This window comes from Alteromonas sp. AWQ4_252 (assembly GCF_056158205.1).
The window spans coordinates 4,144,784-4,168,441 of sequence record NZ_JBSWSV010000001.1 but is presented as its reverse complement, the minus strand read 5'-3'; the positions used below and the strand labels follow the sequence as shown (position 1 = coordinate 4,168,441).

Sequence of the window (23,658 nt, the reverse complement as noted above, 5' to 3'; positions counted from 1 at the left end):
TCCTGTGAGTTATATTTGTTTTATGCCAAACAGATAAGCAAGTTTAGTACCCTCTATGAGAACAGGCTGGAAAGGGCACAACGTACTGAAAAATAGAACATTTAAACTGCTAGCCCAGTGAGGTGTTGGGGGCACCTGAAACGGGAAGCGCACTACTTTAGTGCGCTCTGGGCCAGGGAGAAGGTGGGCATAATGTCAGGTGTACAGTGGCTCGTCGGGAATGCACACGTGACCTTCCATCAACACTCTGGCACTTCTGCTCATTGACACTTTATTGATGCGCCAGATACCGTTTTTCAGGTTCGCTTCAGCGCCAACTTTAAGTGTACCTGAAGGGTGCCCGAATATTACTTCATTGCGTTCTCCTGAGCCTGCAGCCAGGTTCACGAGTGTACCTGGAATGGCGGCTGCAGAACCAATGGCAACCGCGGCTGTGCCCATCATTGCGTGGTGCAACTTGCCCATAGACAACGCCCTCACATTCAGATGTATATCCTGTTGCGCAATCGCTTTTCCACTGGATGCTAAGTAGTCAGCCGAAGGACTCACAAAGGCGATTTTAGGCGTATGCTGACGGCTGGCAGCCTCGCCAATGTTGTCAATTAACCCCATCTTTAGTGCACCATGGGCACGAATTGTTTCGAATGTCGCAAGCGCAGAATCGTCGCCGTTGATGTCTTCCTGAAGTTCGGTTCCCTTATAACCAATGTCAGGCGCATTGAGAAAAATGGTGGGGATCCCTGCATTGATCAACGTCGCTTTGAGCGTGCCTACGCCAGGTACCTCAAGCTCGTCCACAAGATTCCCAGTGGGAAACATATCGCCATCACCATCGGCGGGGTCAACGAACTCAACTTTGACTTCAGCAGCAGGAAAGGTCACACCGTCAAGTTCGAAATCACCGGTTTCCTGCACTTGCCCGTCAGTCATAGGGACGTGAGCGATAATAGGTTTCCTAATATTAGTTTGCCATATTCGCACAGTTGCGATGCCATTTGCAGGGACCCGTTTGGGGTCCACTAAGCCCTGACTGATAGCGAAGGCACCCACAGCTGCCGTGAGATTGCCACAATTTCCAGACCAGTCCACGAAGGGTTTATCGATAGCAACTTGCCCGAACGTGTAGTCTACGTCATAGTTATTTTGCTCGCTTTTAGCGACAATCACCGTTTTACTGGTACTGGAAGTTGCACCGCCCATACCGTCTGTGTGTTTGCCATAAGGGTCCGGGCTGCCAATAACGCGAAGTAAAATGGCATCTCTTGCCTCTCCTGGCTTTTGCGCTGCGGGCGGCAAGTCTGTCAGTTTGAAGAACACCCCTTTACTTGTTCCGCCCCGTATGTAAGTAGCGGGAATTTTGCGTTGTGGTGCAAATGACATGTCATCCTCCTGCTGTTTCTTCGGATTCCAGAAAGTCCTTGGCGAAGCGCTGCAATACGCCACCGGCAGCGTAAATTGATACTTCTTCAGCCGTATCTAGCCTGCACTTTACCGGAACACTCACGGTTTCTCCTGATCCGCGATTAATGCACAGGTTTAGTTCGGCACCTGGTGTAGGTTCTCCTGCAACATCATAGGTTTCTGTACCATCCAGCTTCAACGTTTTACGGGTCGTTCCAGGCTTAAATTCAAGGGGAAGTACACCCATTCCAATGAGGTTTGTGCGGTGAATGCGCTCGAATCCTTCAGCGACAATGACTTCGACTCCTGCCAAGCGCACTCCTTTAGCAGCCCAATCTCTCGATGAACCCTGCCCATAGTCGGCGCCGGCAACAATTATCAGTGGTTGCTTACGGTTCATGTAGGTTTCAATTGCCTCCCACATACGAACGACTTTTCCTTCAGGTTCGATACGTGCTAAAGAGCCCTGAACGGTTTTACCGTCTTCCTGCACCATTTCGTTGTACAGTTTAGGGTTAGCCAATGTAGCGCGCTGAGCCGTCAAGTGGTCACCGCGATGCGTCGCATATGAGTTGTAATCTTCCTCAGGTACGCCCATTTTTGATAAGTATTCTCCGGCGGCACTAGATGCCATGATCGCATTAGAAGGGGACAGATGATCAGTAGTGATGTTGTCTCCTAAAATAGCAAGCGGTCGCATTGCTGTGAGTTTGCGCTCTGCTGCTAACGCACCTTCCCAATAGGGAGGGCGTCGAATGTAAGTGCTTTTGGGGCGCCATTCATATAAAGGTGAGAGGGCACTGCCGTAATCTACTTTCAAATCGAACATGGGTTCGTAAACACGTCGGAACTGTTCTGGTTTCACTGCTGTAGCAACAATATGATCGATTTCTTCATCGCTTGGCCAGATATCTTTGAGCGTCACAGGGTTGCCGTTTTTGTCATGGCCCAGTATGTCTTTTTCAATATCAAAGCGCACAGTACCTGCGATGGCGTAAGCAACAACTAATGGTGGAGATGCGAGAAACGCTTGTTTGGCATAAGGGTGAATGCGACCATCAAAATTTCGATTACCAGACAGTACCGCTGTGGCATACAAATCCCGCTCAATAATCTCTTGCTGAATCTCTGGCTTTAACGCGCCACTCATGCCATTGCAAGTAGTACAGGCAAAGGCAACTACGCCAAAGCCAAGTTTTTCAAGCTCGTCCAGCAGCCCAGCTTCTTCAAGATACAGTTTTACGGTTTTCGAGCCTGGTGCCAGTGAGGATTTCACCCAGGGTTTGCGAATGAGTCCTTTTTTATTAGCATTGCGTGCCAGAAGACCTGCAGCAATAACGTTGCGCGGATTACTGGTGTTAGTACAGGACGTAATCGCCGCAATGATCACAGCGCCATCGGGCATTTTGCCTTCTTCGGTTTCAACGTGTCCGGCAATGCCTTTCTCGGCTAAATCTGACGTGGCTAATCTGGCATGTGGGTTAGACGGCCCTGCCATGTTGCGACCAACGGAAGACAAATCAAAGGTGAGTACGCGTTCGTATTCGGCAGTGGCGAGATCATCTGCCCATAGCCCGGTGTGTTTCGCATATTGTTCAACCAGTGCAACTTGTTTGTCATCTCTACCGGTGAGTTTTAAATAATCGATAGTTTGTTCGTCGATGTAGAACATAGCGGCAGTGGCACCGTATTCGGGTGTCATATTAGAAATGGTTGCGCGATCACCAACGGTAAGGCCGGCAGCACCATCGCCAAAAAATTCGAGGTAGGCCGATACAACCTTTTCTTTTCTCAAGAACTCAGTAAGGGCTAGTACGACATCAGTAGCCGTGATGCCAGGCTGGACACGACCGGTTAGTTCAACCCCCACAATATCGGGCAACCGCATGTAAGATGCTCGGCCCAGCATGACGCTTTCAGCCTCCAGGCCGCCAACTCCAACCGCTATTACGCCAAGGGCGTCCACATGAGGCGTGTGGCTGTCAGTGCCAACGAGAGTATCAGGAAATGCTACGCCGTCTCTTGCATGGACAACCGGTGACATTTTCTCCAGATTAATCTGATGCATAATGCCGTTGCCCGGGCCGATGACATCTACGTTCTTAAACGCAGTTTTTGTCCAGTTTATAAAGTGGAAACGGTCGTCATTACGCCTGTCTTCTATGGCACGGTTTTGCTCAAAAGCGTTTTCTTCATAGCCTGCATGTTCAACTGCCAGTGAGTGATCGACGATAAGTTGCGTTGGAACCACAGGGTTTACCTTCGATGGATCGCCTCCTTTTGCTGCAATAGCATCCCGTAGCCCGGCCAGATCTACCAGTGCGGTTTGGCCAAGAATATCGTGGCAAACTACGCGGGAAGGAAACCAGGGAAAGTCGAGATCCCGCTTTCGGTAAATCAGTTGAGACAGCGAGTTGGTGAGGTTTTCCGGCGGACATTTGCGTACCAGGTTTTCCGCTAATACCCGTGAAGTGTAAGGCAGTTTGGCATAAGCACCCGGTTCGATATCCTCCACGGCTTGGCGGACGTCGAAAAAGTCGATGCCTGCGTCAGGTAAAGGTTTGCGATAATTAGTATTCATAGTCGGTCTTCTCCGTGCCGCTACGTGAGTAGTGTGGGCTACCCACGCGCTCGTGGTTTAATCGCGGTTTTCAATGGCAGGAACAGGGCGATAGTCTTCGCCTGTGTATTCCGCAGAAGGGCGAATAATACGGTTGTCGGCACGTTGTTCCATAACGTGAGCGGCCCAGCCAGTGAGTCGTGACATAACAAAAATAGGGGTGAATAGCTTTGTGGGAATACCCATGAAGTTGTAGGCCGAGGCGTGGAAAAAGTCTGCGTTGCAAAACAGTTTCTTTTCCCGCCACATCACTTCTTCGCAGCGCACTGAAACCGGGTAGAGCACTGTGTCTCCCACATCTGCAGCGAGTTTTTCTGACCAGCTTTTGATGATGTCGTTGCGTGGGTCTGATTCGCGGTAGATAGCGTGACCAAAACCCATGATCTTTTCTTTGCGCGCCAGCATACCCATCATTTTCTCTTCGGCATCGTCTGCAGAAGTGAATTGCTGAATCATCGCCATAGCCGCTTCGTTGGCACCACCATGCAGTGGCCCACGCAGAGACCCTATAGCACCGGTTATACAAGAGTGCATATCTGATAAGGTAGACGCACAGACGCGGGCGGTGAAAGTAGAGGCATTAAACTCGTGCTCAGCGTACAAAATAAGTGAAACATGCATCACTTTCTCGTGAAGTTTGCGGGGAGCTTCTCCGTGCAACATATGCAGGAAGTGGCCACCGATAGAGTCATCTTCAGTTTCGGTGTCTATGCGTACTCCATCGTGACTGAAGCGATACCAGTAACAAATAATACTGGGAAAGCACGCTAGCATTCTGTCGGTCACTTCACTTTGTTCGCTGAAGTCACTTTCCATCTCCAGATTTCCCAACATAGAACAACCAGTGCGAAGAACATCCATTGGGTGAGCCTCTTTTGGAATACGCTCGAGAACCTCTTTTAGTGCCTGAGGTAAGCCACGCATGCCTTTGAGTTTCTCTTTGTAGCTAGAAAGCTCGTTTTTATTGGGCAACTTGCCTTTTAAAATGAGGTAAGCCACTTCTTCAAATTCACACTGGTTGGCCAGGTCTTTGACATCGTAACCGCGGTAAGTAAGGCCTGAACCTGATACGCCTACGGTGGAAAGGGCTGTTTTACCTGCTACCTGGCCGCGTAGTCCGGCACCGCTTAGTTCTTTTGCCATTTTGCTGTCTCCCGATTTTTGTAAGGTACAATGAGTAATGTATTGTTTTAATATTAGTCTTTGGTTTTCGCGAACAAGGCATCAAGTTTTTGTTCGTAGTCGTGATAGCCGAGATAATCGTACAGTTCCATACGTGTTTGCATGTCATCCACTACGGCTTTTTGATCGCCGTTTTCAAGAATAGACTGATAAACACGTTCGGCGGCTTTATTCATGGCACGGAAGGCACTTAGCGGGTAGAGCACCATGGCGGCCCCCCATTCACCAAGTTGTTTTTTGTTCCACAACTCGGTTTGTCCAAATTCAGTAATATTGGCCAAAATGGGAACGTCTAAAGCTTCTGCAAAAGCACGGTAGTGGGCTTCTGTTTTTATCGCTTCTGCGAAAATACCGTCGGCACCCGCGGCTACATAGGCTTTTGCCCGTTCTATGGCTTTATCGAGACCTTCTTGGGCAAAAGCGTCTGTGCGGGCCATGATGAAGAAGTCCGGGTCGGTTCTGGCATCGACTGCTGACTTGATTCGATCAACCATTTCTTCTGTGGAAACGATTTCTTTATTGGGGCGGTGTCCACAGCGTTTTTGCGCAACCTGATCTTCCATATGAACGGCGGCTGCCCCCGCTTTTTCCATATCTTTTATGGTTTTGGCAATATTAAATGCTCCTCCCCAACCCGTATCTATGTCCACGAGAAGAGGTAAATCACAGGCAGAAGTGATGCGCTGGACATCTACCAATACGTCATTTAACGACGTCATGCCCAAATCGGGCAATCCGTAAGAGGCATTTGCCACACCGCCACCAGAAAGGTAGATAGCCTGATGGCCAATTTGTTTAGCCATCATTGCTGTATAGGCGTTGATTGTGCCCACAATTTGCAATGGCGTGTTGGCAGCTAAGGCCAGACGAAATTTTTTACCTGCACTGTGCATAATGCTCTCCTGTTAACGCAAAGGCACTTGCTGCAATTTGCGCTCAATACTGTTTTTCGAATACAAAATGTGACGACGCATCAGAATCTCTGCCAGTTCCCCGTCGCGGTTGGCAATGGCTTTCACTATGTGTCGGTGTTCATCGAAAGCTGTGGTAACCCGGGGGCCTGTCATGCCGAATTGCACACGATACATTCGCACCAGGTGATAAATCCCATCGATAAGTACCGCAATAAGGTGTTTGTTTTTACTGCCCTGGACTATTCGATAATGAAAATCCACATCTCCGGCTTCCTGGTAATAAGATTCGCCATTTTTTACTTCATCAAAGTGGTTGTTCAGAAGGGTTTGCAAGGCGCTAATTTCAGTGTCAGACATGTGCAGTGCGGCAAGACGGGTAGCCATACCTTCCAGTGCTTCGCGTACCTGATAAAGTTCGATGAGTCCCTGCGGCGTCAGCTCCACAACACGGGCGCCTACGTTGGCTTTTCTCTCGACCAGGTGACAGGCTGTCAGACGATTAATAGCTTCACGGATCACTGCCCGGCTAACATCATATTTTGTCGACAATTCTGTCTCGCTGAGTTTTGAGCCCATGAGAATATTACCTTCAACAATATCGCTACGAAGCTGCACGTAAGTGCGATCGGCATTGGTTACCAAGGTTTCAGCAACGATATTCATGACTCTTTATCTTCCAGGTTTCGATTGAACTGTCGACAATGTAGGCGCTTAAACGTAACAAGTCAATCAAAAAGGCAGATATTGTCGACAACATGGAGGGTTTTTATTTACGCTGAGCCCGTCGTTACTGTATTTACACGGGGAAGAAGGTAGTTAAGACATTCGTCTTATAGTTGCTGGGTTCAGGCTCGCTTTAAACGGCGTTTGTTGAGAATTGCTTCGCCGGCGTCATGGGGAAGTCGAATACTGTCAGCGAGCGATAATAGACTAACACCAGCGATGACTAAGAAAGTGATGGAGAAATCAGCGACCACAGGCTCACCATTTTGAGAGCCGGTAATAATAGTGGCCAGAGCTAGCGCAAGTGCGCCAATGGTAATACCCAGCCCGCGGGTCATTTGCATGATCACTGCGCCCAGCGTATTGGCGTCGCGAACCTTCTCTTGAGGGATGTCGGCAAACGCGATGGTGTTAAGCACAGTAAGATGCATGGAACGGTTTACACCGCTGATAAACAAAATCACTGCCATCAGCCAGGTAGGCGTGTCTTCGCTGAACTGTCCAATGGCAATAAAACCCGCGGCTACCAGCAATGTGTTTACCACCATTACCCGTTTGAAACCAGCGGCGTTCATGATCCAGGTGGTAGCGGGTTTGATGGCAAGGTTGCCGGCGAATAGCCATAGAAGTACGCTGCCTGCTTCAACGGGTGTGAAGCCCAGCGCTAGTTGCAGCATGAGCGGCACTAAAAAGGGAGCACTGGACAAAGCAATACGCATAGCTGAACCACCCAGAATGGTAAGGCGGAACGTAGCCACACTCATGGCCGATAATGAAAACAAGGGCGTCGGGGCCAATGCCATGTGTCTGAATGTGGCGATGAGCAGGCTCAAACCACTTAAAAGTAATAGAGTGGGTAACATCAGATTGTCAGGGCGGGTGCTGAAGGCTTCAAGTCCGGCCATAAAAAGGCCGAAGCCGATGCCGCTCATGATAAACCCTACCATATCGAAACGTTGTGGCTCAGCTTTATGATTATCTAACAGGTACAGTCCAACACCCAATGCCAGGCATCCCAGGGGTACATTGATGAGAAAAATCCAGTGCCAACTGAAAGTTTGCGCTATCCAACCACCAAATACGGGCCCAATCAAAGGAGCGGCTAAAGCCGGCCATGTTAACATCGCCATTCCCTTAACAATGTCTTCTTTGGGAAGACTTCGAAGTACAACTAGGCGACCCACAGGTACCATCATGGCACCGCCAAGGCCCTGGAAAACGCGCGACGCAGTAAATGTATAAATGTCTGTACTGATGGCGCAGCAGACCGATGCTAAAACGAAGATGCAGATTGCGGCAGAAAAAATAGTTTTCGCGCCAAAGCGGTCGGCAGCCCAGCCGCTAATAGGAATAAACACTGTAACCGCCACAAGGTATGCGGAAATGCCTACAGATAAGTGGGAGGCTGCCACATCGAAATCTCTGGCAATAATAGGCAACGCCGTACTGATAACCGTGGCATCGAGAATTTCCATGAATAACGTTGCTGCTACCAGCAGCGTGGTAGCCGTTTTGCGTGAGATGGCTATCATTTCGTCCAGAATTTAAAGATGTAGAATCGGGTCGTGTGACCGCGCAAATAACGAAGAACAATATCAAGGACTCATTGTACCAAAGTTGTAGTTATTCTCTACTAAGACCTTTAAGTTGATAGGTGTCCGTATAAATTCTTCGGGAAGCCTCTTTTGCTAAATTGGCGACTTGGGGAATACGGGACTTTGGAAAGCTGACTGCCGGCGCAGTAACACCCAAAGATGCGACTACTACGCCGCGGTTATCTCTGACGGCTACAGCCAGGCAACGAACATCCTCATTATACTCCCGATCATCTACGGCGTAACCAAGCGCTATTACTCTTTTCAGCTCTTCTTTCAAGTTATCCATCGACGTAATTGTATTCGAAGTACGTTTTGATAGAGGTTGTTCGCGCACAAGTATTTCCAGGTTGTCGTAATACAACAAAGCTAAGAATATTTTCCCGGTAGACGAGCAATACATATCCGTTAGGGTTCCTGGGCGCTTAGAAACCATAAGTGAGTTTGGGCTATCAACAACTTCTACAATAAGAACTTTGTTATGACTTGGTACGGCAAGGTGGGCAGTATATCCCGTTTCAATCGCAAGTCGTTGAATGTGAGGGATCGCCATTTGGTGCAGGTGTTCTGAATTGAGCATATGTAAACCCAAACGGGTTAACTCTGTACCGCAGTGATAGCGCTTCCCTTTTTTTTCTAACATCTGTTCATCACATAAGGTACGCAACAAGCGAAATAATGTGGTACGAGGTAACCCGAGAGCAGCTTCTAGTTCTCCCATGGTCATGCCGGCAGAAGCGCCGGCCAAAACCCGAAAAATTCCGCAGGCGTGACTGACGCTGGGAATTGCATACTTTTCCACTTTGTTTCCTCATGTAATTGGCAGATACATTTTTCTTTGCAAATTTACAGCAACTATCTTGGAAATGGTATGCGCTTCTGAAGGGACCTAGGAATTAAATGTTTCAAATGTGAAACAAATGACGAGCTGACTACGATGATTCTTTACAGATAAACGTTCTGAGTTCAATGTGCTTTACTCAATCCCATAAGGAGCAACCCATGCGAATTGCATTAATGAATGAATTTAGTCAGGCTGGCAAAAATGCCGTTCTTCTTGAACAGTTAAATACCGTGGCTAAAGAACACGGTCATGAAGTTTTTAACGTTGGTATGCGTGATGAAGAGGATCATCGTTTGACCTATATTCACCTTGGTGTAATAGCGGCATTATTGCTAAATAGTAAAGCGGTCGATTTTGTTGTGGCAGGATGTGGTACGGGGCAGGGAGCGCTTATGTCCCTAAACGCTTATCCAGGGGTAGTGTGTGGCTATTGTATTGATCCAGCAGACGCGTATCTCTTCGCTCAAATTAACAACGGGAATGCGTTAGCATTGCCATTCGCGAAAGGTTTTGGCTGGGGAGCAGAGCTCAATATACGATATATATTTGAAAAAGCGTTTACCGGAGAAACTGGCCTTGGTTATCCTCCGGAGCGAAGAGAGTCTCAAAACGCGAATGCTATACTTCTTGACGAGGTGAAAGCGATAACACAAAAACCGTTGGCAGAAGCGTTGTGTGCATTGCCGCCAGAGATAACTAAAACGGCTGTTGGAGGTGCAAATTTCCAAGAGTGTTTCTTTGCTAACGCAAAAGATGAAGAACTGCGCGCATTGGTGAGTAACTGGGTAGCGTAACTACATCACTCAAGCGGGCAAATTTTTCTGCCCGCTTGTCCTACATAATTTCAAATGCTCGGATCACTCTGGTCACGCCATTGATATTTCTCGCTACATCTACGGCGTACGTACCTTCCTGATTGGTCACTCTCCCCATTAAAAAAACTTCGCTGTTTTGTACTATGACTTTAACCTGAAGGGACGGAATGCGTTCATCGGCAACCAACTTGGTTTTTACTTTTGAGGCCAGCCAAATGTCCTTTGCCTGCGCTGAGGCTTCGATGGGCATACCCATACGAATTTGATTGTGCACTTTTTGCACATATTCGACAGATTCAACCGCAGCAATGGCTTCGTCAATTAACACCTGACTAGGTACCTGACCTGTTACTAGCGCTACACCATTGTAAATATCAATTTGCAAATTGGCACTTTTCTTTAACGACTCGCTTTTCGACCACCGATAAGCCACCTGTCCTTCGGCGGTTTGGTCGTCGAGCTGGGTACCCACGGTGCGTCTGTCGTTGGCCACTTTTGCCGTGATCGCACCAGCTGCGCCCACTGCTAATAGTGCACACCCCTGAGTATGCATGAGCATAAAGCTCATCATGGTGGCAATTAGCGTTTTCCGTTTGCTAATTATCATTAATGTTCATCTCCATGATCTGCTGGAAAAAGACAATCATCAATGCATTCACACAAATTGTGAATAACAAGTAGATGAACTTCCTGAATTCGCGCTGTACGGTTTGACGGCACCCTGATCTCTACATCGTGTTCACTGAGAAATCCGGCCATTTCTCCGCCGTCTTTACCGGTTAATGCCACAATGGTCATGTCGCGGGATAATGCAGCTTCCACAGCGGCAATGATATTTCTTGAATGCCCCGAACTGCTGATCGCGAGCAGAATGTCTCCTTGTTGTCCAAGGGCACGGACTTGCTTGGCGAATACTTCATCAAAACTAGCGTCGTTGGCTACAGAAGTGAGTGTGGATGTATCGGTTGTCAGTGCGATGGCCGGAAGGCTAGGGCGATCACGCTCGAACCGATTCAGCAATTCCGAGGAAAAGCGCTGGGCATCGGCCGCAGAACCGCCGTTGCCGCAACTTAATATTTTGTTTCCTCTTATGAGTGCGTCAACCATCATAAACGCTGCTTTTTCAATGGCCTCAGGCAGTATTTCGATGGCAGAAATTTTTGTCTGGATACTTTCAGTGAAATTTTCTTTAATTTTATCAATCATTTTCTACACAAAGGGTTACTGGCTGACTACACGTTTTTCAGCCATTGAAGCTTATCTCCATCTAATGCTATCACATCTATTCGCATAAGCGTGTGTAATGGATTCAACCCTTTTGACAAGATAAAGTGTTCAAAGGTGCGCCTCACTTTATTTAACTTAGATGGCGTGACAAAATCAACCGCTGAGCCGTAGGCATTATCTTCGCGGAATTTAACTTCCACACATACCCAGGTGGAATGCTCCCTCATGACCAGGTCGAGTTCGCCGGTTTTCGCCATGTAATTCGCGCAGCAAAAAGATAGACCTTGAGAGAGCAGGTAATCTTTTGCTTTAGTTTCGGCGATTGCGCCACGCAATCTGGCAGTGGCCATATCATCGACCTGTTGTTGCAGCCCCTCGTGGGGAATCTGGCAGCGCCACCAATTTTACTTTTTGATTGTCGATAATCGCATGGGGTAGTTTGCGTTCAACCTGCCCCTGGCTGTTTATCTGCAATCTACCCGTCAGTGCATCTACACTGGTCTGTGACAGCGTGGACATTTGAGGTACGAAGGGTAACAGGTTGTAAGCGTCTGCCCCGAAGGCAAACAAACGTGACATCTGGGTGTCGCGCTGAGGCCAAAGTGCGGAAGTAGTGGCCTGTAAACCTATCCATTTGTGTTCCGGCATCATCCAGGGCATGTCTAAAAAGTGAACGTTCTGCAAATCCCGCCATTGGTTTTTAGTATCGTCGTATTCAATTGAGCGAGAAGTTGCAAATACGGGAACGGTTTTTCCATTAAATGGACTAAGACTCGCTTCTACCATAGGGTTCAGTAGTTCCGTTTGCGAAGGCGACGCAAACACGATTATGGCATCAACGTCGCGACGATTTCTGGGGACGTTATAAAGCTGCTCGTTTACCATGTACTCAATTTGACGGATGCGATCGTGACTCTGGGCGACATCCAGTGCTTCAGTAATACCTTTGCGAAGTGAATTGCTATCTGTAAAACTCACTTCGGTGAGTGGAATGTCTGCTTTGTTATCAGCGCTGGCATTTAGTGTCTGCCATTGTTCAGTAAAGGCTTCACGCATCCGTTGGTTGATACTGTTTTGCGCAGATACCACAACCGGTGTTTTAAAACCGCGCTCAAAGATCATATTTGCTAACTGCTGAGCTTCATCTTCCGGTGCCAAAGCAAAATACGCACGAAATGTAGGCTGTGTTGTGGTTGTAGCTAGTTCAACCGGGTTTAATTCAGGTAATAGTTGCTCTTCTTGCGGAATCTCCGTGTCTTCAATTGCCAAGGGGAGCGAAGGGTCTAATCGGTTAAGAGCCAGCATGGTTGTGCCAGGGGGAATGCGCCCAGCAAGGTGCTCTACGTTCTCTTTTAACAATGGGCCAATAACCCAACGGTACCCTTTTATGGCTTCTAATAATTCATCGGTGCTTTTGTCTGCAGTATCAACAAAGTGAAATGCCACAGGGTCTTGTGAGGCCTGGCGCGCAGCGCTACTTTCGAAATAAGACGAGAGCATGCCTTCTTTAATGGCCATGCCACTGGAGGCCAGTTTTCCACTTAACGGAAGTAACGCGACAATTGCCTGGGGCTTTTCATTACTGAGGCTCGCAGCACGGATAATGTCGTCGGGCAAATAGGATACGATAGGCTCGTTGCGATATACCTGTTTGAACTGAGCTAGCGCCTGGTTGAAAGCGATGCTGTCGAGACCGTGCTGCTGGGCAAGTTCAAACAACGATAAATATGGCTGCAGCGCGGGGTACTTATACTGAGCTTGCTGTCTGGCCTGAGCCGGAGACTGGTTCACCCATTGCCATATTTGTGTTTCTCTTGAAGCGGAAGGTTCGGCGGCGGCATATAAGTCGTTCGCGGCGGCCATCAGAGCATTTTGTCTCTCGTACAGCATTTGGCGTAATTGAAGCTGAGTTTTACGCAACGTTTGATCTGACGAAAGGGGAGCCAACAGTGCCAGTAGGGCATCCGTTTTGACCGTGTTGTCGTCCTTATAAATTTGTACCAGAAGGGTGTTCAATTGAATCCGATGTTCATCAGACAGGGGTTCATTGTTTAACACCTTGAGAAGATGTTGAGCTTTTGTCAGTTGTTCTTCATGTAAATAAGCAGAAGCAGCATCAAGCAAATAGCTGTGTTTGGCCTGTGCGTCACCATTTCTTTGCCACGCGTTTTTTGCCAGGGCTATCAGAGATGCGGGAGTGAGATGTTCTTCCTGGATCTCTTTTTCCACAGGCTCGTTAACCGGGGTACGGCTTTGCTTTGGTTGGGGCGTACTGCCACAACCAGCGACAGCTAACACCAAAGCAAAGAATGCATACTGACTGAATTGTTTGGTAAGTAAGGTGAAATTCACTAAAAAGCCCTTCTTCTGACACACCGGCTCAGTGTAACGAAAACATCAGGAAAAGCTATGGGTACAATGACAAACTGTACCAGAGACTTGCAATAATTTGTGTTTATTCGTTTTCGTTTTTCTTCGTTTCAGTTGTATGATTGTATCGAGTAACAGAACCGCATAGGGCGATAAAGCCCGCCACAAAGAGTGAGAATTATGTCTGAAATTGCGACCTTATATATTGTGCCTACTCCTATAGGAAATCTTGAAGACATCTCGCCACGGGCGCTGGAGACCCTTAAAAATGTTAGCTGGATTGCTGCAGAAGACACCCGTCATACCCACCGATTGCTTCAACACTTCTCCATTTCTACGCGAACTTTATCGTTGCATGAGCACAATGAAGACAAACGCACCGCTATGTTGTGCCAGCGCTTAAAAAGTGGAGAGGCGGTTGCCCTTGTCAGTGATGCCGGCACCCCCCTTATTAGCGACCCAGGTTTCGTATTGGTGAGAAAGTGTCGTGAAGAGAATATACCTGTAGTGGCACTGCCTGGTCCTTGCGCTGCAATTACAGCCTTGAGTGCATCAGGTTTACCTACTGATAAATTTATTTTTGAAGGTTTTTTGCCACCTAAAACCGGACCGCGGAAGCAGGTTCTTGAATCTCTAGCAGAGCGTCCTTTCACTACCGTATTTTACGAAGCGCCACGGCGCGTGCTCGATACTGTGTCTGATATCTGCCAGACCCTGGGTGAAGCTCGTCACATTGTACTGGCCAAGGAGTTAACGAAAACCTTTGAAACCTATGTTGATGGCACGGCCAGTGAGGTTAAAAACTGGTTAGAAGCAGATGCGGTTCACCAAAAAGGCGAGTTTGTATTGATGATAGGTGGTGCTGACATTGTCGCAACAGAATTACCGCCGGAAGCGCTTACCTTGCTGGCAAATCTCAAAACGCTACTACCACTGAAAAAAGCGGCAGCCGTAGTGGCAGAGCACTATAACCTTAAAAAGAACGCCCTGTATCAGGCCGGCTTAGATATGGCTTAACAGTGGAATCTCATGGAGATTGCTAAAACGTCTCAATTTGATTGATATGAGATCTCAGTAATTTTAATAAATTCTCTTTAAAATAAATAGTATTTGTGGTGATAACAATTACATTGGACCGGTATCGGCATTACGAAAAGTAGTTAGAAGATGCTGTGAAAGCCCCCAATGTACGAACAGCTGACCTTTTCTATATTCGATTTAGTTTAAGCGGTAGCAGCACTTACCAAGCATACTAACTTAATCAATAAAAATTAAAGAAGAGAGCCAATTACACTCTCTTCTTAACCACACTACTCTTATACAACTCTTCGACGGAACATTGCAACCAGTAACAGACCCAGTGCGCTCCAACCCATGCTGCCGCCGCCACCGCCACCATTATTGTCATTGCCACCTGTGTTGCCACCTGTACCGCCAGTGCCACTATTTGTTGCTTTGTTGGTGATTGTTACCGTCACCTCAGCTGCACCAAGATTTGCATTTTCGTTAATAAGACGAAGTGTTACAGTTTCATTGGACTCAGAGAGTGTATCGCTTGTTGCATTAAACGTAACGCTTTTCTCTGTTTCACCATTGGCAAAAACCAACACCTCATCAATCGCCGAGTAATCCGCATCAGATGCTGTACCATCTTCAGAGACAAGCTGTAGTGTTACCTGACCATCTGCCCCATCAGTTCGGGTCACTGTTACAGTGATTGAACCACCTTCCTCAAGACTGTAAGCTTTCGAGGCAAAGCTGAATACGCCCGGTTCTCCAGCGTCATCCGATGCGATTGCAATAGTTGCTTCTGACAGGGTTTCATCCAGATTCACACCATTAGGATTTCGTAACGCGAAGGTGACGTTTTTGTTGATCTCAAACTCATCATCATTAGCCAGTGGAATACTGAAAGACGATGTAATTTCACCAGTGTACTGAACATTGGTATAAGCAGGACCGTTGAAATCTGAAACGCTTGTTTCTTGATAGTCGGAGACCACCACTTCAAGAGATGCATTATCTTCTGGAGATAAACCCTCCCATAAGACTGTACCAGTAATTGCACCTTCCGATTCATTGAACACTACATCATCGAACTGGATACTTGCGTAGCCTTTACGTTCATTCACATCACGAAGATTCGCAAAAACGTCTTTCTTCTCAGCAATCCATCCTGCATCAATTACAGCACGATAAGAAAGGGCCGCATCCGCAACATCCATTTCACCACAAGCTTCACCTGTACTGGTATCAGTGTGATTTACGTCAGAGAAAAAGTAATCTTCATTATAGCTGAAGCCTCGGATCTCCATCAGGCTGTAGTTGTTGTCACAAAAATAACCTGCCGCATACGGACCCATGTGACCAACCCCATGGTCAGTATCTGGATTATGGCGAAGGCCGTCATTGTGACCGAGCTCATGTGCCAGCACTGTGATTTCGTGCTTTTCGTTTTCGTAAGGGGTCACCACTGCCAGCTCACCGCCACGAATTGCAAGCCCTACCCAGCTGTACTTTGATTCCAGCGCTTCGGTTGGCGCTTCATATTGACGCGCTAGTGCTACGTAATACGACGCCCCGTACTGGCCATACATTTCATCCAATAGCGACTTCTGGCCAGAACGACGTACTCGCTGACCCTGCTCGTCATCTTCATAAAAGTCATTATAGCTTTCTACGCCAGTAATACCCCAACCAAAATATTGAGTAGCGCCGCCAATGTCAGAATTATACATATCTTCATCAACAAAACGGTCCGGCATCGGCAACACACCAGACACCACGCGACGTAACCCAATACCACCATTTTCAAAGGCGACATTATTTACGTCGACACTATTGCTCACAAAGTCGTAGATTTTGGTGATATCGCCATCGTAATAGTCCAGCAGATCCTGCGTATAAAAGAAAAGAACACCAGTTTCCGTAATTTCAGCATCCGGCACATCAGGATAATCGTACATTGTTACACCAGCATTGCCACTTGCGCTTGATGTGATGCTTTGTGTCGTTGCGTAAACTCCATCTTTAGAACCTTTTTTATTTGGCTTTTCAAAAGGCAGGGAGGTTGCAAACGCGGATGTCGAAAGGCCAGCATTAATAAATAATATTAGCGTTAGAGTTGAGGTATGAAGTTTCAGAGGTTTTTGCATTTTTGAGCGTCCTTACTACATTATTTGACACTGAAGTCACTGACTAGAGATAGATATATTTTGATCTTTTTTTTCATGAACTTATCAGATTATCGACCGCAGATAGGTCTGCCAATTATGTAGTAAGTATGAATATTTATATAGAACGTAGATCGCAGTGGTAACCCTCTTTTCAATCAGAGAAATATAAGTTATATCAAAATCTGCCAACTCAACAAGTAGTGCCTGAGATAGCTCTTTTAACTTCCTCAAGGTTCTCAAGACAGTTCCCAAAACTACCGGTAATTCCACAGATCATTTCCTAATTGATAATAGGAATAATTATGGAGAAAGAGTAGCGGTCCAGCGACTAGGAAGCGGATTTGGTTCTGGGTAAACAACGAACTGGCGCTATTGTTAGAAAAGTAAGCAGTATCTGATACGCAACGTGCCAGCTAAAAGCATAGCTGATCTGGCCCAAGCCATGGTTGGAATGTTGTGGCGGTATCGGGTCATATTCGGACTTTTACGGCTGACAATGGTCGCGAGCTCTGTAATTCCAAGCTGATCGCAGAAGAGCTTAAAATGGATGTCTACTTTGCGAATCCTTATTCATCCTGGGAATGCGGATTAAATGAAAACTCCAACGGTTTGCTGCCCCAATACATCCTGAAAGGCACGGATTTAAGGACAGAAACAGACAGGCAAATTAGTAAAATCGAGCGTGCATTAAATGTCAGGCCGAGAAAGTGTCTCGGCTTTAGGATACATATCGCGGTATTCGATGAATTACGCAAGACTACCTAAATTTGCGAGTGGTGCACTTCGGAGGTGAATTCGCGCTGTTTGTTATTATTATTTATACAGGAGTATACATTAAAACAGAAAAAAGATATTTATCATGCTGTTATATATTTTGTAGCGGTGGTATTTTAGTATAATTAATAGAATTACAGAGAACAGGGAGAAGGTTGTGGCTTTTCATATCAAGGGGAAAACAATTTATAGTAGTCAAGAAATGCAAAATCACGATATTGCAACATTCCTTGCGCCTTATGTATTGTTCCTGATACCAATAATTATCGCTGCCGCAATTGGGAAATGGTTATTTGGTGAGCCTATTTATAGTGCAATAGCTGCTTCTATTTTATTACTATTCAATCAGCAATACAGATTTTTGATATTGCAATTGATAGTTATTGCATTATTTGTTGGGGTTGTAGGTGGTGCAATATGGCTATTCTTTTGGATGGTAAACTATCTTTTGAATTAGCTTGAGCATGAATAGCAACTGAAAAAGTTAAGAGGCTGTTTCACACTATTTAAATTCACATGGAAGTATTGTGGAATTTTACTCAAGTAAGTGGCGGGAGTGAATATAGCACATACTGAGAGGCTGGTGGAAAGCCAATAGCACGAAGTCCACTTCTGACTAACTGTAGAGATCCATTAGAAAAAGCCCGTCCGTCCGCTTATTGTCTTGAGTTCAATCAATGGGCGCAACCCATTGGCTAAATTTCTGTGCTGGTGTTTCATAGTCTAACGTTTTTCTTGGTCTTTCGTTAAGTTGTCTCGCTACACTGCTAAGTTTTTGTTGGCTGTGTACTGATAAGTCGGTACTTTTTGGAAAATACTGTCGTAGTAATCGATTGGTGTTTTCATTGGTACCACGTTGCCACGGTGAGTAAGGATCGCAAAGATATACTTTTATATCCGTGGCTAGTGTGAATTGTTTGTGGTCTTTAATTTCTCTCCCCCTGTCCCAAGTTAGAGATTTATATAGTTCCTTAGGTAACTTTTGAGCGTGCTTGATAAGTGCAGCAATCACGGTCGACGTTTTACTATCATCCACTTTCGCAAGCATTACGAATCGAGAGTGCCTCTCTACTAGTGTCGCTATGTAACTGTTGTTGGAGCCACATATTAGGTCGCCTTCCCAGTGACCAGGTATCGCTCTATCTTCAACTGATGCAGGTCGTTCACTTATAGAAACAGCATCAGGGATTTTGCCTAGACCTAACCTTTTCAGTGAAGATTGACGAGATTTGCGAACCGCTCTTTTTGACCGCAAAAACTTTTGTAGCTCTTTCTTTAGAGCGCCTCGCGTCTGAATGAAGAGTGTTTTATAGATGGTTTCGTGAGACACGTACATTTCCTGATTATCGGGGTATTGTCGCTTTAACCAACCCGCAATTTGTTGTGGCGACCATGCCCTTTTAAGCTTAACAGCTATTAGTTTACATAACTCTGGGGATCCAATTAACTTACATGGCTTAGGTCTCAATGCTTCATCCCATGCTCGTTGTTCAGCTTTCACGGCGCGGTAGTGCTTCAACCCACCATTTCTTTTTACTTCACGGCTAATTGTAGATGGCGCTCTGGACAAACGTCTGGCAATCTCTCGAATGGATTGTTTACCGACTAAGCATCGTGATATTTCTTCTCTTTCATCAAGTGAGAGAGACTGTGGATGTCTTTTTCGTTCTGGTGGCCGATACCCACCAGTTTGATAAATAGTTGGCATAATCGAAGAGTGAAAGCGATCAAACATTCTAGCGATATCATGCAGCGAATCACCTCGCTTATATCTGTCCCAAATAAGTGCTTTCTGTTCTGGTGAATAATAGATACGTTTTCTTTGTTTCATGGCAACATTCCTCCTTTTATAAGGATAGCGTTGCACTCACCAATTGAACTCAAGGTCTGAAGCGGACTATAGCAACAGTTTTTTTGTCCTATCGGCATTCGTTGGTCTAATTAAAATCTCATCTAATATTGATATCAATGTAATTGATATTTTCGTAATTCGTTGTCATTGTTAGCGATATATCTCTATTGCAAAATTCTCATTTAGAATGAAAAACTTCTTAACTTTCAGTGAGAGCTTTTATCAACGCTAATGAGATCCCACAGCGTAACTGCCGAGTTGAAAGATACGCGTTATCAGGCTTTGTAATACTAAGTAATACCTTGCTAACAAAGCCTGAACGATTCACTACAGCTAAGCTGATGCAGGCGTTAAGTCTGTGTTAGCTTTTCGAAACGGCTGTCGTTTACCATAGGTTAAGCTGCGCCAAATCCATTCGAATGGACCGAACCGGTAAAAATGTAACCATACTGCTGATGTCGTTAACTGAAAAATCCAAACCGCAAGGATGATTAGTGATATTTCAGCCCCATTCAATACGCCGTAAAGATTGAACCCATAAAATATCACTGCCCCAATAATTGATTGTGAGAGGTAGTTGGTAAGTGCCATTTGTCCGACGGCAACTAACGCCCTGGCAATAAAGTTAGCGTAAATATACCGGTAAGCAGCAATCAAGAGTAGGGTATAACCCAGTGTGAGCATCACTCTCACAATGGGGCTTAAAGGAAATATATAGGCTAAGAGCAATTGGTCTAATTCAACAAAGGAGTAATAAGCATCTGTATAACGCCATACCCAAGCTGTCACCATCAGCAATGTACCCGGGTAAACTAACCGCGAGAGAGGGTAGTCGGGATTAAAAATGCCACACCGGTACAATACGATGCCCAGGAAAAACATGGGTATAAAATCAAAAAGTGAGCCGTAGTAAATATCGCTTAATACCATGCTTAGTTCTGACATACTGTTTTCAAAGGCACCACCAAAACCTGATCTCACGGCCTTGACGGTTTCATTGATTGCTTCTGTATCAGGCTTTTGTAGCCATTTGTCATATGCCTCCTGCTGTTCTTCTGTCAGCTCCTTACCCTCATCTATGATCGTTTGCGCTTCTTGATAAGCCTCATGGCCTTCCAGCGCAGACATTGTTCCGGCAACGGCGAGTAAAGAGTAAATCAGCAAAATGACTGCGACTATGATTAGAAGGACCTTGGAAGAGCTGTTTCTGAAAGCAAAAGCAATGAAAGTATAAAAAGCATAAGGTGCTAGTATGTCGCCACCCCATAAAAACACGTAGGCGTTTATTAACCCGAATAGGAACAAAAAGGCTATTCGCCTGAAAAACAGATCAGCCGCTGGGCCTGCTCCTATTTTATTGCCATTGCGGTCTAAAAAAATGACCATACCAATGCCAAACAGTAAAGAAAATATCCCCCGTTGGGTACCGTCAAAAAACATTGCCCAGACGAAGAAAGCGTCCTGTAGATAATCAATTGCCTCGCGATAGCTAAATGAAATCAGACCGTCGTAAGGCAGTGCCATAAAGCCAACATTACACAGGAATATACCGAGTACCGCGACACCCCGGCAAAAATCAAGGGTTTTTATCCGCTCGTCACCACGGGTTGGTTGAGAATGAACTGGTAACATTATAACGTCCTTGTTCAATGGTAGATGAATCTTGCATAATAAGGTTAGGTTATTTTTTGAACGATTGATAGCGGCGAGGTCAATATTCGCGATTTATTTTTTGTGTATGTTCTCTTGCGATCGAAAAGTCTGGTTGTCCGTAGGGAGTAACAGGGAATATAGAGAGGACTTATGATGATTGAGAAAAAACTATCTATTGAAATTGCCCATGGGCGCTGGATGCTTGACGTGATTGCGGAACGAGATGATGACGGAGTATTCGACCTTGTATATCCGCACAAAGAAGCTGTGATCAAGATAAAAGAAAATCATTTGTACGGCTTGGAATATAACATTAGTGCGCCGCCAGAAACTAACTTCAAAATATACCTTGATGGCGAGCTATTACTGGACGCGATAGTTGATCAAACCGGTATTAGTCGTGGCAGCAGCGTAATATAAAGGCGGGCCTGGCATCACTTTAGGGCGCCGGTTTTAACAGCGCCATAGCGGACTGAGGAAGTACAGACATATCAATATCTACGCCATAATTAGCTGCTTCCTTTCCTATAATTGCCCCTACTTCTTCAGGCGTAGTCGCTTTACTATTTTCTACGGCAGAGGCGACCGTTTCAAAAAACTCACTAAAATGTCCTGGGCTTACAAATACAAGAAGTTTTGCTGGTTCGTCGTACGGATTCCAAAAGCCATGTAAGTTTTTTCGCGGTAGTGATGCAATTGTACCAGCATCCGCAATAACTTCGTTTTCATTATCCAGAAAGTGTACTTTACCTTCGAGGACTATAAATATTTCATCTTCATTTTGATGTGAATGAGGCGGCGCGCCAAGTGATTTTGCAGGGAGTATTTCTTCAAATAGTGCTATCTCAGAGGGTAAGTCGGCGGTACGAACGTGGTGATATATTGGTCTTCCGCTATACAGTGTAGGCTTGCCTTCACCCAATGAGGTGAATTTTGCAGAATAAGTATTCTCATGCTTGTGATTTTCTGTCTGAGTGTGCGCAAAACTGAATGAAGTGAAAAAAACAAATAAAATCGCCGAAGTAGTATAAACCGATTTGCCCATAGTATTGCCTCCATTCTGGTTAAAAAATAACCTTTTCACTTTTATTTGTAAAGCACAATCACGAAGTACTCTCTACGTATTCAATTGCTGATAGTTTAAATGAGAAGTATGGTGAAGTCAGTCGGATAGTATATAGTTGAAAAATTTTTGTATATAGTTCGTTGCGGGAGTTCGAAAAGCGGTACGCTCAGATCAGACCTTAAATCAGTGCTGTGCTAATTTACTAAAGCTTTTCTCTTTTTCATTATAAAGCATAAAAAAGGGCCAAAAAAAACGGCGCAGAATGAAGCGCCGTTTTCTAAATAATTGATTTGATAACCGTTATTTAAGACAGCTTGGATTTGAAATCCTCATATGTAAATTGCCGGACTAGCTCGAATTCTCCATTGCTGCGGAGAATGCCAATACCTGGATGTTCCACACCATTAAAGAACGTCGTTTTCACCATGGTGTAGTGCATCATGTCTTCGAACTGTAATCGGTCACCAATTCGCAGTGGCTTTTCGAAGGAGTAAATATCAATCACATCGCCTGCCAGACAAGAATTGCCGCCCAGTTTGTAGTCGAAGGCTTTTTCGCCCGGCATTCCTGCATTAAGAATGGCAGGCCGATAGGGCATTTCGAGTACATCTGGCATATGTGCGGTGGCAGAAATATCAAGAATGGCTATCTTGCCATCGTTTTCTACGATATCTACTACCTCGGCGATGAGTGGCCCTGTTTGCCAAGCTACAGCAGAACCAGGCTCCAGAATAACGTCCAGATGCGGGTAGCGGGCTTTGAAACCTTTCAACGTATTAATAAGGTGAGCCACATCGTAGCCCGCGCGAGTCATCAAATGACCCCCGCCAAGGTTTAGCCATTTCAATGACGGCAACCATTTACCAAATCGCGTTTCAATGGCTTGCAATGTGCGCTCAGTTGCAAAGGAGTCACACTCACATAAGTTGTGGCAATGAAACCCTTCAATGCCGCTTAAATCGATACATTCCAGTTCTGACGCTCGGATCCCTAATCTTGAACCGGGCGCGGCCGGGTCATATAACGGCGTATCTGCTTCCTGATGTTCAGGGTTGATGCGAAGCCCAATGGATACGCCCGACAGCGCATCGCGATGGGTGTGCCATTGGTTTATGCTGTTAAACGAAATATGGTTGACTAATTTTTTGAGCTCAACAATGTCAGATTGCTTATACGCTGGCGAGTAAGCATGTACTTCCTTACCCATTTCAGAAGCGAGTTTTGCTTCCCAGACAGAACTCGCTGTTGCGCCATGCAAATAGGGTTTAATGATGTCAAAACTCGACCACATGGAGAACCCTTTAAGCGCAAGAATAATTCGCACCCCAGATTCATCCTGAACCCGCTGCATCAATGTGACATTGCGAATGAGCTTTTCCTCTTCCAATACATAGCATGGCGAGGGAATGTCATGTCGCTGGGTTAAATCAGTCAACCTATTATCTC

20 protein-coding genes and 1 pseudogene are annotated in these 23,658 nt (G+C 45.9%); 5 read left to right on the top strand and 16 right to left on the bottom strand.

What is annotated here, in order from left to right:
• Positions 1–195: 195 nt before the first annotated feature.
• The 7 genes from prpF to ACXACM_RS18275 form a co-directional block, all read right to left on the bottom strand.
• Positions 196–1,380, bottom strand: a complete 1,185-nt coding sequence (gene prpF, locus ACXACM_RS18305) for a 2-methylaconitate cis-trans isomerase PrpF (protein ID WP_474823546.1) — start codon at positions 1,378–1,380, stop codon at positions 196–198.
• Position 1,381: 1 nt separating this feature from the next.
• Positions 1,382–3,982 (bottom strand): Fe/S-dependent 2-methylisocitrate dehydratase AcnD, encoded by a 2,601-nt coding sequence (gene acnD, locus ACXACM_RS18300; RefSeq protein ID WP_474823545.1) that lies wholly within the window; start codon positions 3,980–3,982, stop codon positions 1,382–1,384.
• A 57-nt stretch (positions 3,983–4,039) separates the two neighbouring features.
• Complete coding sequence (gene prpC / locus ACXACM_RS18295; protein ID WP_474823544.1) at positions 4,040–5,164, bottom strand: bifunctional 2-methylcitrate synthase/citrate synthase; 1,125 nt, start codon at positions 5,162–5,164, stop codon at positions 4,040–4,042.
• 53 nt (positions 5,165–5,217) lie between these two features.
• Positions 5,218–6,096 carry a methylisocitrate lyase gene (gene prpB / locus ACXACM_RS18290; protein WP_474823542.1) on the bottom strand — a complete coding sequence of 293 codons (879 nt, stop codon included), beginning with the start codon at positions 6,094–6,096 and terminating at the stop codon, positions 5,218–5,220.
• Between the two features lie 12 nt (positions 6,097–6,108).
• A complete protein-coding gene (locus ACXACM_RS18285; RefSeq protein WP_474823541.1) occupies positions 6,109–6,780 on the bottom strand; it encodes a GntR family transcriptional regulator in 672 nt (223 codons plus the stop codon).
• Positions 6,781–6,962: 182 nt separating this feature from the next.
• A complete protein-coding gene (locus ACXACM_RS18280; protein ID WP_474823540.1) occupies positions 6,963–8,372 on the bottom strand; it encodes an MFS transporter in 1,410 nt (469 codons plus the stop codon).
• Between the two features lie 91 nt (positions 8,373–8,463).
• Positions 8,464–9,237, bottom strand: coding sequence for an IclR family transcriptional regulator (locus ACXACM_RS18275; RefSeq protein ID WP_474823538.1), 774 nt, complete (start codon positions 9,235–9,237; stop codon positions 8,464–8,466).
• 200 nt (positions 9,238–9,437) lie between these two features.
• On the opposite strand from ACXACM_RS18275, the gene ACXACM_RS18270 reads away from it, so the two are divergent.
• The gene (locus ACXACM_RS18270) at positions 9,438–10,073 is read left to right on the top strand and encodes an RpiB/LacA/LacB family sugar-phosphate isomerase (RefSeq protein ID WP_474823537.1); all 636 of its coding nucleotides are present in this window, start codon (positions 9,438–9,440) and stop codon (positions 10,071–10,073) included.
• A 40-nt stretch (positions 10,074–10,113) separates the two neighbouring features.
• Here the strand turns inward: ACXACM_RS18270 and ACXACM_RS18265 are convergent, their stop codons facing one another.
• The 4 genes from ACXACM_RS18265 to ACXACM_RS18250 are packed head-to-tail and all read right to left on the bottom strand — an operon-like array spanning position 10,114 to position 13,673.
• A complete protein-coding gene (locus ACXACM_RS18265; protein WP_474823536.1) occupies positions 10,114–10,701 on the bottom strand; it encodes a BON domain-containing protein in 588 nt (195 codons plus the stop codon).
• A complete protein-coding gene (locus ACXACM_RS18260) occupies positions 10,701–11,300 on the bottom strand; it encodes a phosphoheptose isomerase (RefSeq protein WP_474823534.1) in 600 nt (199 codons plus the stop codon). The genes ACXACM_RS18265 and ACXACM_RS18260 overlap by 1 nt, the downstream gene beginning before the upstream one ends.
• 26 nt (positions 11,301–11,326) lie before the next feature.
• On the bottom strand, positions 11,327–11,671 hold the full coding sequence (locus tag ACXACM_RS18255) for a YraN family protein (RefSeq protein ID WP_474823533.1): 345 nt from the start codon (positions 11,669–11,671) through the stop codon (positions 11,327–11,329).
• 1 nt (position 11,672) lies between these two features.
• Entirely contained in the window at positions 11,673–13,673 is a 2,001-nt protein-coding gene (locus ACXACM_RS18250; RefSeq protein WP_474823532.1) for a penicillin-binding protein activator, read from the bottom strand.
• A 198-nt stretch (positions 13,674–13,871) separates the two neighbouring features.
• Between ACXACM_RS18250 and rsmI the strand changes: the two genes are divergently transcribed.
• Positions 13,872–14,708, top strand: a complete 837-nt coding sequence (gene rsmI, locus ACXACM_RS18245; RefSeq protein ID WP_474823531.1) for a 16S rRNA (cytidine(1402)-2'-O)-methyltransferase — start codon at positions 13,872–13,874, stop codon at positions 14,706–14,708.
• A gap of 299 nt (positions 14,709–15,007) precedes the next feature.
• On the opposite strand, the gene ACXACM_RS18240 is transcribed toward rsmI, so the two are convergent.
• Entirely contained in the window at positions 15,008–16,846 is a 1,839-nt protein-coding gene (locus ACXACM_RS18240; protein ID WP_474823530.1) for a Calx-beta domain-containing protein, read from the bottom strand.
• 353 nt (positions 16,847–17,199) lie between these two features.
• Between ACXACM_RS18240 and ACXACM_RS18235 the strand changes: the two are divergent.
• Both ACXACM_RS18235 and ACXACM_RS18230 read left to right on the top strand, forming a co-directional pair.
• Positions 17,200–17,632: pseudogene (locus ACXACM_RS18235) on the top strand (IS30 family transposase); the annotation flags it as partial.
• Between the two features lie 166 nt (positions 17,633–17,798).
• Positions 17,799–18,098: a hypothetical protein gene (locus ACXACM_RS18230; RefSeq protein WP_474823528.1), complete on the top strand. Its 300-nt coding sequence runs from the start codon at positions 17,799–17,801 to the stop codon at positions 18,096–18,098.
• 213 nt (positions 18,099–18,311) lie between these two features.
• On the opposite strand, the gene ACXACM_RS18225 is transcribed toward ACXACM_RS18230, so the two are convergent.
• Together ACXACM_RS18225 and ACXACM_RS18220 are read right to left on the bottom strand one after the other, a co-directional pair.
• Complete coding sequence (locus ACXACM_RS18225) at positions 18,312–19,472, bottom strand: IS30 family transposase (RefSeq protein ID WP_474823527.1); 1,161 nt, start codon at positions 19,470–19,472, stop codon at positions 18,312–18,314.
• A gap of 354 nt (positions 19,473–19,826) precedes the next feature.
• Positions 19,827–21,125: a DUF418 domain-containing protein gene (locus tag ACXACM_RS18220; RefSeq protein ID WP_474823526.1), complete on the bottom strand. Its 1,299-nt coding sequence runs from the start codon at positions 21,123–21,125 to the stop codon at positions 19,827–19,829.
• 171 nt (positions 21,126–21,296) lie between these two features.
• On the opposite strand from ACXACM_RS18220, the gene ACXACM_RS18215 reads away from it, so the two are divergent.
• The gene (locus ACXACM_RS18215; protein ID WP_474823525.1) at positions 21,297–21,566 is read left to right on the top strand and encodes a hypothetical protein; all 270 of its coding nucleotides are present in this window, start codon (positions 21,297–21,299) and stop codon (positions 21,564–21,566) included.
• Between the two features lie 19 nt (positions 21,567–21,585).
• On the opposite strand, the gene ACXACM_RS18210 is transcribed toward ACXACM_RS18215, so the two are convergent.
• Entirely contained in the window at positions 21,586–22,191 is a 606-nt protein-coding gene (locus tag ACXACM_RS18210) for a cupin domain-containing protein (protein ID WP_474823523.1), read from the bottom strand.
• Between the two features lie 325 nt (positions 22,192–22,516).
• Positions 22,517–23,647, bottom strand: a complete 1,131-nt coding sequence (nspC, locus tag ACXACM_RS18205) for a carboxynorspermidine decarboxylase (RefSeq protein WP_474823521.1) — start codon at positions 23,645–23,647, stop codon at positions 22,517–22,519.
• Positions 23,648–23,658: the final 11 nt, after the last annotated feature.

What these genes read in the sequence shown, in the direction of transcription:
- prpF (WP_474823546.1), bottom strand. Translation starts at nt 1,380, where the DNA reads ATGTCATTTGCACCACAACGCAAAATTCCCGCTACTTACATACGGGGC.
- acnD (WP_474823545.1), bottom strand. Translation starts at nt 3,982, where the DNA reads ATGAATACTAATTATCGCAAACCTTTACCTGACGCAGGCATCGACTTT.
- prpC (WP_474823544.1), bottom strand. Translation starts at nt 5,164, where the DNA reads ATGGCAAAAGAACTAAGCGGTGCCGGACTACGCGGCCAGGTAGCAGGT.
- prpB (WP_474823542.1), bottom strand. Translation starts at nt 6,096, where the DNA reads ATGCACAGTGCAGGTAAAAAATTTCGTCTGGCCTTAGCTGCCAACACG.
- ACXACM_RS18285 (WP_474823541.1), bottom strand. Translation starts at nt 6,780, where the DNA reads ATGAATATCGTTGCTGAAACCTTGGTAACCAATGCCGATCGCACTTAC.
- ACXACM_RS18280 (WP_474823540.1), bottom strand. Translation starts at nt 8,372, where the DNA reads ATGATAGCCATCTCACGCAAAACGGCTACCACGCTGCTGGTAGCAGCA.
- ACXACM_RS18270 (WP_474823537.1), top strand. Translation starts at nt 9,438, where the DNA reads ATGCGAATTGCATTAATGAATGAATTTAGTCAGGCTGGCAAAAATGCC.
- ACXACM_RS18265 (WP_474823536.1), bottom strand. Translation starts at nt 10,701, where the DNA reads ATGATAATTAGCAAACGGAAAACGCTAATTGCCACCATGATGAGCTTT.
- ACXACM_RS18260 (WP_474823534.1), bottom strand. Translation starts at nt 11,300, where the DNA reads ATGATTGATAAAATTAAAGAAAATTTCACTGAAAGTATCCAGACAAAA.
- ACXACM_RS18255 (WP_474823533.1), bottom strand. Translation starts at nt 11,671, where the DNA reads ATGGCCACTGCCAGATTGCGTGGCGCAATCGCCGAAACTAAAGCAAAA.
- rsmI (WP_474823531.1), top strand. Translation starts at nt 13,872, where the DNA reads ATGTCTGAAATTGCGACCTTATATATTGTGCCTACTCCTATAGGAAAT.
- ACXACM_RS18240 (WP_474823530.1), bottom strand. Translation starts at nt 16,846, where the DNA reads ATGCAAAAACCTCTGAAACTTCATACCTCAACTCTAACGCTAATATTA.
- ACXACM_RS18225 (WP_474823527.1), bottom strand. Translation starts at nt 19,472, where the DNA reads ATGAAACAAAGAAAACGTATCTATTATTCACCAGAACAGAAAGCACTT.
- ACXACM_RS18220 (WP_474823526.1), bottom strand. Translation starts at nt 21,125, where the DNA reads ATGTTACCAGTTCATTCTCAACCAACCCGTGGTGACGAGCGGATAAAA.
- ACXACM_RS18215 (WP_474823525.1), top strand. Translation starts at nt 21,297, where the DNA reads ATGATGATTGAGAAAAAACTATCTATTGAAATTGCCCATGGGCGCTGG.
- ACXACM_RS18210 (WP_474823523.1), bottom strand. Translation starts at nt 22,191, where the DNA reads ATGGGCAAATCGGTTTATACTACTTCGGCGATTTTATTTGTTTTTTTC.